Source organism: Actinomadura roseirufa, assembly GCF_900659635.1.
Taxonomy (GTDB): Bacteria; Actinomycetota; Actinomycetes; order Streptosporangiales; family Streptosporangiaceae; genus Spirillospora; species Spirillospora roseirufa.
In genome coordinates this window covers 1-9,246 of sequence record NZ_CAACVB010000278.1, presented here as the reverse complement: position 1 = coordinate 9,246, position 9,246 = coordinate 1, and the positions used below count along the sequence as shown (strand labels likewise).

Genomic DNA, 9,246 nt, shown 5'->3' with positions numbered 1-9,246 from the left:
GCTCCGCGTTCCCCGGCGCGTTGATCGGAACCGGCGGCGGGAACGCGGAGGGGAACGGCGCCGCCCGGTCCGGCCCGGCCGCCGCGATCTCCGTCCCGGCGGCGTACTGCTCGGGCCCGAACAGCGGCGACGGCGCGGGCCGCGGCAGGCCGTCCTCGGCCGACAGCACCTCGCGGAGCACGCCGGTGAGCTGCGCGGCCATCTCCGCGGCGCTCTGGAAACGGCGGGCCGGGTCGGGGTGCGTGGCCCGCCGCAGCAGCCGGTGGTAGGACTCGTGCCGCCGGAACAGCGGCACCTCGGCGCGCGGCGGCAGGCTGCGCAGATGCCGCCCCGTGTAGCCGCGGAACGGGAAGCTCAGCACCGCCAGCGTCCGGCCCACCGTGTACAGGTCGGACGTGACCGACGGGCCCCGCGTGCCGATCTCGGGCGCCTGGTAGCCGGGCGTCCCGAAGATCGGGCTGTCGACGTCGAACGCCCGGCGCACCCCACCGAGGTCGATCAGCTTCAGCTGCTCCTCGGACTGGATCGCGTTGTCGGGCTTGAAGTCGCAGTACAGCAGCCCGACGCCGTGCAGGTAGCCGAGCGCGCTCAGGACCTCCAGGCCGTAGGCGATCACCTGGCCGAGCGGCAGCGCGGCCTGCTCGCCCTCCGCGTCGCGGCGGCTCAGCAGGATGTCCTTCAGCGACCGGCCGCCGACGTACTCCATCACGATGTAGCCGGAGTCGGCGTGCCGGACGAAGTTGTAGATCTTGACGATGTTGGGGTGCTCGACCTCGGCGAGGAAGGCCCGCTCGGCGGTCGCGGCGGCCAGCGCGTCGGCGTCGCCGGTATCGAGCATCCCCTTCAGGACGACCCACCGCTCGCTGACGTTGTGGTCGCGCGCGAGGTACACCCACCCGAGGCCGCCGTGGGCCAGGCAGCCGAGCACCTCGTACTGCCCGCCGATCATCTCGCCCTTGGCGAGCTTCGGCGTGAACGAGAACGGATGCCCGCAGTACTTGCAGAACCCCTCGGTGCGGCCCGGACGCCCGTCCCGGCCCCGGCCGACCTTCCCGTCGCACCGGCTGCAGTAGCGCCGGGTCTCGGGCACCTCCGGCCGCTCCATGACCGCCGACGCCGGGTCACGGTAGGGGACGTGCGGCACCTCCACGAGCCCCGCTCCGAGCATCCCGCGCCTGGTCGGCCCGGAACTGGTCCAGCGCGTCGCGCCGCCGGGCACCGAGCCCGAAGACCCGCTCCCCGACGGGCCGGACGGGCCCGAGCCGTCCCGTACGCCTTCCGGCGGGGGCGAGGAGAGGAACGCGGGCGCCGTCGGTACGGACCCCGTGCTCGGCCGCGCGCCCCCCGACCCGCCGCCGGATCCGCCGCCTGACCCGCCGCCTGACCCGCCGCCTGACCCGCCCTCTGCTCCGGCCTCCGGCACGACCAGCGCCGCGACCGGCAGCGGCACCCTCGCCGGGTCCGCGCGCGGAGGACCGATCGGCGGCGCCATGCCGCACACGTCGCAGAACCCGTCGGCGTCGACGGTGCCCGTGCAGCCGTCCTGCGCGCACCGGGTCATGACGTCCCCGTCTCGCTCTCGCAGGCCCTGATCGCGCGCTGGTACTCCGCCACCGCGACCGTGCCGCCGCGCAGGTCGCAGGGCGCCGTCCACAGCACCTCGCGGGCCTGCCCGTACAGCCGGGAGAGCGTGCCGTCCTCGGCCAGCCCGAGCCGCGCCGCCTTCGCCCGATACGCCTCCAGGCGTCCGCGCAGCTCGCCCCGGCGGTCCAGCAGCCCGGTGCTGAGCCGCAGGTCGCCCTCCGCCCGCTCCAGCGCGTCCGCCGCGGCGCGCTCCAGCTCCGCGACGCGGCCCGCCATCTCGACCCAGCGGCCCGCCTCCCGGAGGCGCTCCAGCGCGGTGAGCCGGTCGCGCAGGCCGGTGCCGAGCCTGCGGGCCGGCGCGGGCAGCCGCGGCGCCTCGATCTTGACCAGGACCGTCCCGTGCGCCGCGCACGCCCGCCGCTCGGTGTCCTCGACCCGCTCGACGGCCGCGGTGAGCTGCGCCACGACCTCGGCGTACCCGTCCCGCAGCCGCGCCACCCCGGCGAGCTCCCCGCGCAGCGACGCCAGCACCGCGCGCACCCGGTCCAGCCGGCTCGTGTCGGCCCGGCCGTCCCGCACGAGCGACAGCGGGTCGTGGCGGACCAGCCGGCCGAGCGCCGTCAGCTCGCGGCCCAGCCGGTCCAGCTCGGGATGGCGCGTCCCGTCCAGCGAGTGCGCCAGCCGCGCCGTCTCCCGCCAGCCCTCCTCGGCCTCCTCCAGCGGCAGCAGCAGCGCCGTCCACGCCGCGTCGGCCGCCCCGATCTCCCCCGCGACGAACACGTACGACTCCGACATCAGGGCCACCGCCTCGTCCAGGGTCACCCGCTTCTCCTGGGGGCCGAGCAGCGTGCGCTGCTCCAGCGGGATCTCGCCGTCCGGCACCTCCACCGACAGCCCCGACAGCATCCCGGTCAGCTCCACCAGCGTCGCCGCGTCCGGCCGGGACGAGCGCCCGCGCAGCTCCCCCGCCTCGTCCAGCACCCGCTGGTAGGACTCGAACAGCCGCCACAGGTGCCCCAGCCGGGTCTGCGCCGCGTCCCACCGCCGCCATGTCTCCCCGGTGAGCCTCGCCCCCTTCAGCAGCCGGCTGCCCTGGTGGGCGTCGAGCTCCAACAGTGACGCCGAGATCCGCTCGCGCTCGTCCCGGAGGCCGCGCAGGGCATGGTCGATCCCCTCCCGGCTCATGGGCGCGGCGGCCCCTGGCCCGCTTTCGTCCACATCAGTCCCGCGTTCGGTCCACAACGATCCCCGAGCGCCCCCGGGCCGGGCGGGTCTGGGAGCGGGGAACCACTCCAGCTTCGGACGAACGCTCTCCTTCAAGTGTGATCCGTGACACTGGGCGAGACAAGGTCCTTTCTTTACCGGTACACAGCGCGACTCGCGGGGACCTCACCCGGCGGGCGGCCCGCCGCCGCGCCGTACGCTGTACTCCAGGAACCTCGTGGCGCGAGCTGGCGTTACGCAGATAGGACCTGAACGAGAGGAGTGGTGAGTCCGCGGTGTCGGACCCCAGTCATAGACCCGGTGCCCCGTGCTGAGCGCGGCACTGGGAGTCCTCGCGGTGCTCCTGCTCACCGCCGCCACCGGATACTTCGTCGCCCAGGAGTTCGCCTACGTCGCCGCCGACCGCGCGGCGCTCGGGCAGGCCGCCGACCGCGGCGACGCCGCCGCCCGGCGCGCCCTCAAGGTCATCGGTCGGCTGTCGTTCATGCTGTCGGGCGCCCAGCTCGGCATCACGATGACGACCCTGGTCGTCGGGTTCATCGCCAAACCCGCCCTCGCCGAGCTGATCGAGCCGCTGCTGGGCGTCGCGGGCGTCCCGTCCGGCGCCACCGGCGCGATCGCGCTCGCCACCGGCTTCGTGCTGGCCACGCTCGTCCAGATGCTGCTGGGCGAGCTGTTCCCCAAGAACCTCGCCCTGGCCCGCGCCGAGTCCCTGGCCCGCGCCCTCGCCGCGTCCACGCTCGTCTACCTCGCCGTCGCGGGCCCGCTGATCCGGCTGTTCGACCGCGCCGCCGAGCGCCTGCTGCGCGCCGTCGGCGTCGAGCCCGTCGAGGAGCTGCACAGCGGCGCGACGCTGGAGGACCTCGGCGACATCATCGGCAAGTCGCACAGCTCCGGGCACCTCCCGGCCGACCTGTCCGGCGTGCTGGAACGCGCCCTGTCCTTCGGCGACCTCACCGCCGACGAGGTCATGGTGCCGCGACCCCAGGTCCGCACCCTGCCCTGCACCGCGCCCGTCGCCGACCTCGTCGCGCTCGTCCGCGAGACCGGGCACAGCAACTACCCCGTCTACGACCAGGAGGTCGACGACGTGATCGGCGTCGCGGGCGTCCGCGAGGTGGCCGACGACGCCCTCGACCCGGCCACCCCGCTCGCGCGGATCGCCCGGCCCGCCCTGCTCGTCCCCGGCAGCCAGCCGCTGTACGGGGTGATCGAGCGGATGCGCGACTCCGGCGAGGAGTTCGCCTGCGTCGTCGACGAGTACGGCGGCCTCGCCGGCATCCTCACCTTCGAGGACGTCGCCGAGGAGCTGGTCGGGGAGATCGCCGACGAGACCGACGCCCGCGAGGACGCCGCCGTCCCGGCGCCCGACGGCTCCTGGCTCGTCGACGCGGGCATGCGCATCGACGAGGTCGGCCGCCGCACCGGCCTGGACCTCCCCGAGGGCGACGCCTACGACACGCTCGGCGGCCTCGTCATGGCCGAGCTGCGCCGCCTGCCGTGCCCGGGCGACACCCTCACCGTCCCGCTCGACTCCACGGCCGGGCACGTCGACCTGGAGGTCGTGAGCGTCGCCCGCCGCGTCGCCGACCGGATCCGCCTGCGCGGTTCGGCGGCCCCGGCGACCGGCGCCCGCCGCCCGGCCGTCTCCGACCCACCGTGCGCGATCCCGCCCCCGTCCCCGCCCCAGGACGACCCACAACCGCGCCGCCCGGAAACGGAACCCACGACCCCGGACACCGCGCGGACAGACGACCCACGCCCCCAACGCGCCCGTGCGAACGGCGCGCAAGCAGACCGCGCACCCACAGAACCCGCAAAGGCAGACACCACACAGGTGGACCGCGCAGACGCGAACACCGCGAAGGCAGACACCACACAGACGAACAGCACGCAGGCCAACGGCGTGCAGGTGGACCGCGCAGACGCCGAAGCCGCGAGGGCAGACACCACGCGGACGGACGGCACGCGGACGGACGGGGTGTTGGCCGCCGGGGCGCCCGGTGGGGACGGTCCCGGCGACGGCGCTACGCCGTCGGACCGGGGCGTGGCGGATCCGGGCGGCGACGTCGAGTCCGGGCAGGAGGCGTCATGGACCCGCTGACCTCCCTGGTGATCACGGCCCTGCTGCTGCTCGGCAACGGCTTCTTCGTCGCGGCCGAGTTCGCGCTGGTGGCGGCCAACCGCTCCCAGCTCGAACGCGCCGCCGCCAAGGGGAGCCGGCCCGCCGTCGCCGCCGTCGCCGGGGTCCGGGAGCTGTCGCTGATGCTCGCCGGGGCCCAGTTCGGCATCACGATGTGCTCGCTGGGCCTCGCCATCGTCACCGAGCCCGCCTTCGAGCACGTCCTGGAGCCGCCGCTGCACGCCGCCGGGGTCCCGGAGGCGGGCGCGAAGGCCATCGCGCTGGCGTGCGCCCTCGCCGTGGTGACGTTCCTGCACATGGTCGTCGGGGAGATGGCGCCGAAGTCGTGGGCGATCGGCCGCCCGGAGCGGTCGGCGGTGCTGCTGGCCCTGCCGTTCCGCGCGTTCGCGAAGATCTCCCGGCCGGTGCTGGCCGCGCTGAACTCGATGACCAACGGGCTGCTGCGGCTCATCCGGGTCACCCCCCGCGACGAGCTGGAGGGGCACGCCGACCCGGCCCGGCTCAGCCACCTGCTCGGCGAGTCCCGCCGGCTCGGCCTCATCGGCCGGCACGACCACGAGCTGCTCGGCCGCGCGATCTCGGCGCGCGAGGCGACCGTCGGCCACCTCGTGGTGCCCGCCACGTCCGTCACGACCATCGACGCGGACGCGACCGCCGCGCAGATCCGGCGCACCGCCACCGCCAGCGGCCACAGCAGGATGCTGGTGCGCGACGGCGACGGCGCGATGACGGGCATCGTGCACGTCCGGGCCGCCGTCACCGCGCCCGACGGCGAGCACCGCGCCGCCGACCTCGCCCACCCGGCGCCCGCCCTCACGGCGGAGACCACCGTCCTGGACGCGGTGAGCCGGATGCGCCGGGCCCGCGCCCAGCTGGCCGTCGTGCACGACGACGCCGGCGAGTTCGCGGGGATCGTCACGCTGGACGACCTGCTGGCGGAGCTGCTGGCCACCAACCCGCACTGACGACCGGCTGGCACTGACGAACGGGTGGCACTGACGACCCGGCCGCACCGGCGGACGCCGCGCACCTGCGACGACTGCGCTTCTGTCGAGATGCTGCAGCGGCCCTTTCGGGTCATCGTGGAAGGCATGAGCGGACATGGGCACAGTCACGGGCACGGGCACAGTCACGGGCACGGGCACGGGGACGGGGTGGCGCGGCCGTGGCGGGCCCGGGTCCTCCATGTGCTGCGGCCCCACTCGCACGAGCCCGCCGACAAGGTGGACGCGGCGATGGAGGCCGGGGGCGAGGGCATGCGCGCCCTGTGGATCTCCCTCGCCGGGCTCGGTGCCACGACGCTCGTCCAGGCCGTCGTGGTCGCGGTGTCCGGGTCGGTGGCGCTGCTGGGCGACACGCTCCACAACGCGGCGGACGCGCTGACCGCCGTCCCGCTGGCGATCGCGTTCGTCCTCGGCAGGCGCCCGCCGACGCGGCGCTACACCTACGGGTACGGGCGCGCCGAGGACCTCGCGGGCGTGGCGATCGTGCTCGCGATCGCCGCGTCGACCATCGCCGCCGCGTACACCGCCGTCCACCGGCTGGGTCATCCACAGCCTGTGGACAACCTGGCGGCGGTCGCCGGGGCGGCCCTGGTGGGCTTCGCCGGGAACGAGCTCGTCGCCCGCTACCGCGTCCGCGTCGGCCGCCGGATCGGCTCGGCGGCGCTGGTGGCCGACGGCCTGCACGCCCGGACGGACGGCTTCGCGTCCCTCGCCGTCCTCGCCGGGGCGGGCGGGGTCGCGCTCGGGCTGCCCTGGGCCGATCCCGTGGTCGGCCTGCTGATCACGGTCGCGATCCTGGGCGTCCTGTGGCAGACGGCCCGCGAGGTGGGGCGGCGCCTCATGGACGCCGTGGACCCCGCCCTCGTCGACCGCGCGGAGGCCGCGTTGGCCGCCACGCCGGGCGTGCTGGCGGTCGGCTCGGTGCGGCTGCGCTGGACCGGCCACCGGCTGCGCGCCGAGTGCGAGGTCGTCGTCGACCCCGCGGGCACCGCCGTCCGCGCCCACCAGGTCGCCGTCGACGCCGAGCACGGCCTCCTGCACGCCCTGCCGCGGCTTACCGGAGCGGTCGTGCACGCCGATCCGCAGCCGCGCGGCGGCGAAGATCACCACCGTCTCCTGGCCGGGCACCGATGATCAATAACCTGTGAGACGTTAGTGGGGGGAAGAAGGGGAGAAATAGGGCCCCGGGTCGATCTGGAGCGGGATGGCGTCGGTGAAGCAGTCAGCAGGGACCAACGGCCCGGACGACGAGCGCCCGGCGGCGCCCGAGGACGAGCGACCCGCCTACGTTCCCGAGTCGGAGGCTCCCACCGTGGCTCTCATCCCCCTGCCCCCGTCCGCGACCGGAGAACAGGACACCGGACTCCCCCCTGCCGAAGAAGAACCGGAGAACACCCCCGCCGAGCCGGTAGACGCTTCCACTGACCCGGAGGTCGCACCCGCCGAGCCAGAGAACGCGTCCGCTGAGCCCCAGAACGCACCCGTCGAGCTGGAGAACGCCGAACCGGAGGACGCGGCCGTCGAACCGGAGGAGGCGGCCGTCGAACTGGAGGGCGCGTCCGCTGAGCCGGGCCCCGCCTGGAGTGGAGCGGCCCTCGTCGAAGAGGTCTACGGCCCTTTGACGGACCTTTACGAGCGGCTCGACGCGGACCTGCGCGCCACTCCTGAGGACGTCCCGCCGGTGGGCTGGGCACCGCACCTCGCCGCCCTGCGGGCCCTGCGCGAACGCCGGGTCACCGGCGACTGGGAGACCCTGGCCCGTCTCCTCGTCGACCCGGCCTCCCTGGACGACGAGACGGACCCGCTCCGCTTCGTCCACGTACCGGACGAGGCCGAAGAGCCCGAGGCCGTCCGCACGGCCCTCCGCGGCCTGCTCGCGGCGAGCGAGCGGGCGCTGCTCCTCGTCCCGACGCAGGAGCGCGCCCGCGAACTGCTCGCGGGCATGGAGGACGACCCGGAGATCTTCGCCCTGCTCATCGAGACCCACCCACGGGACGACGAGGACGCCGTCGCCCCTGAGCCCGGCGCGCTGGCCGTCGCCGACCCGGCTCTTGAGGAGACCGTTGCGGAAACGGCTCTTGAGGAGACCGTCGTCGACACGAGGCCCGAGGAGACGGTCGCCGACACGACGCTGGACGAGACCGCCCCCGACCTGGCGCCCGAGCCCCCGCCCCGCAGGGAGTTCGGTTCCAACGGCACGGTCGAGTTCAGGCCGATCACCTCGTCCCCCGAGCCGGATCCGGCGGAGGCCACCCGCGCCGAGCCGATTCCCGCCTTCCCCGAGCAGGCGTCGGAGGTCACCCGCGCCGAGCCGTTCCCCGTCCTCCCCGAGGACGCGTACCCCCCGGCGGACGCCGAGGAACCGGCCTCCGCGATCACCCGTGCCAACCCCCTGCCCGAAGCGGACGAACCCCTCGCAGACCCAGCGGAGGCACACGCCTCCGCGACCACGCAGGCCCATCCCCTCCCCGACATCCCCGCCGAGGCCACGGAAGCGACCATCGCGGACGAACCCGCATCCGCAGTCACCCGCGCCAACCCCCTCCCCGCAGCGGACGAACCCGCCACAGACGCGGCGGAACCACACACCTTCGCGACCACCCGCGCACAGCCGCTATCCGACCTTCCCGAGGACGCAGAAGCGACCATCGCGGACGAGCCGGCATCCGCGATCACCCGCGCCAACCCGCTCCCAGAGGCCCCCGCCGAAGCGGACGAACCCCCCACAGACCCGGCGGGAGCACATGCTTCCGCGACCACCCGCGCCCAGCCGCTACTCGACCTTCCCGGGGATGACGACGCGACGATCGCGGACGCGCAGGTTCCCGCGCCCCAGGCGCTGTCCGGCGGCCCCGAGTCCACTCTGCCGATCCCCGAGGACGCACGGGCCGTGCTGGAGGCGGCCCGCGTCGAGGGGCGCGCCAAGCCGGTCCCTCGGGCGCCCGAGGGGTGGGTGCGGGCCGCGACCGTCCGGCCGGTGGGGGAGTCGTGGCGGCAGTCCTGGCGGACGGAGGCGCGTCTGCTCCAGCGGGGGCTGATGTGGCTGGAGCAGTGGCCGCGGGACGCGGCGGCGCTGGAGTCCGTCCGGGCCGCGAACACGCGGCGCGGTGAGGAGCTGGACGCCGAGCGGGCGGAGCTGGAGACGGCGAGCGAGGAGGCCGGGGAGGCGGTCGCGGCCGCCGAACGGGCCGCGGCGGACTCGGAGGCGGAGGCCGAGCGGCTCGCCGTCGTCCAGGCGGAGGCCGAGGCGGAGCTGGGCGGGCCGCGCGCGGAGGCCGACCGGCTGCAGGC

The 9,246-nt window shown here is 75.3% G+C and carries 5 protein-coding genes and 1 pseudogene; 4 read left to right on the top strand and 2 right to left on the bottom strand.

Annotated elements, in window-relative coordinates; translation table 11 throughout:
* A partial coding sequence (locus E1291_RS34835; protein WP_242614566.1) for a protein kinase domain-containing protein occupies positions 1 to 1,561 on the bottom strand: 1,561 nt, incomplete at its 3' end.
* On the bottom strand, positions 1,558 to 2,769 hold the full coding sequence (locus E1291_RS34830) for a hypothetical protein (RefSeq protein ID WP_131742324.1): 1,212 nt from the start codon (positions 2,767 to 2,769) through the stop codon (positions 1,558 to 1,560). The genes E1291_RS34835 and E1291_RS34830, both read right to left, overlap by 4 nt.
* 346 nt (positions 2,770 to 3,115) lie before the next feature.
* Between E1291_RS34830 and E1291_RS34825 the strand changes: the two genes are divergently transcribed.
* From E1291_RS34825 to E1291_RS34810, 4 genes and pseudogenes are all read left to right on the top strand, one after another.
* Complete coding sequence (locus tag E1291_RS34825; protein ID WP_131742323.1) at positions 3,116 to 4,912, top strand: hemolysin family protein; 1,797 nt, start codon at positions 3,116 to 3,118, stop codon at positions 4,910 to 4,912.
* Complete coding sequence (locus E1291_RS34820) at positions 4,900 to 5,916, top strand: hemolysin family protein (protein WP_131742322.1); 1,017 nt, start codon at positions 4,900 to 4,902, stop codon at positions 5,914 to 5,916. The genes E1291_RS34825 and E1291_RS34820 overlap by 13 nt, the downstream gene beginning before the upstream one ends.
* Before the next feature lie 126 nt (positions 5,917 to 6,042).
* Positions 6,043 to 7,089, top strand: a complete 1,047-nt coding sequence (locus tag E1291_RS34815) for a cation diffusion facilitator family transporter (protein ID WP_131742321.1) — start codon at positions 6,043 to 6,045, stop codon at positions 7,087 to 7,089.
* Positions 7,090 to 7,168: 79 nt separating this feature from the next.
* Positions 7,169 to 9,246: pseudogene (locus tag E1291_RS34810) on the top strand (hypothetical protein); the annotation flags it as partial.

Excerpts from the sequence above, each read along its gene's own strand:
- E1291_RS34830 (WP_131742324.1), bottom strand. The coding sequence starts at position 2,769 with ATGAGCCGGGAGGGGATCGACCATGCCCTGCGCGGCCTCCGGGACGAG.
- E1291_RS34815 (WP_131742321.1), top strand. The coding sequence starts at position 6,043 with ATGAGCGGACATGGGCACAGTCACGGGCACGGGCACAGTCACGGGCAC.
- E1291_RS34820 (WP_131742322.1), top strand. The coding sequence starts at position 4,900 with ATGGACCCGCTGACCTCCCTGGTGATCACGGCCCTGCTGCTGCTCGGC.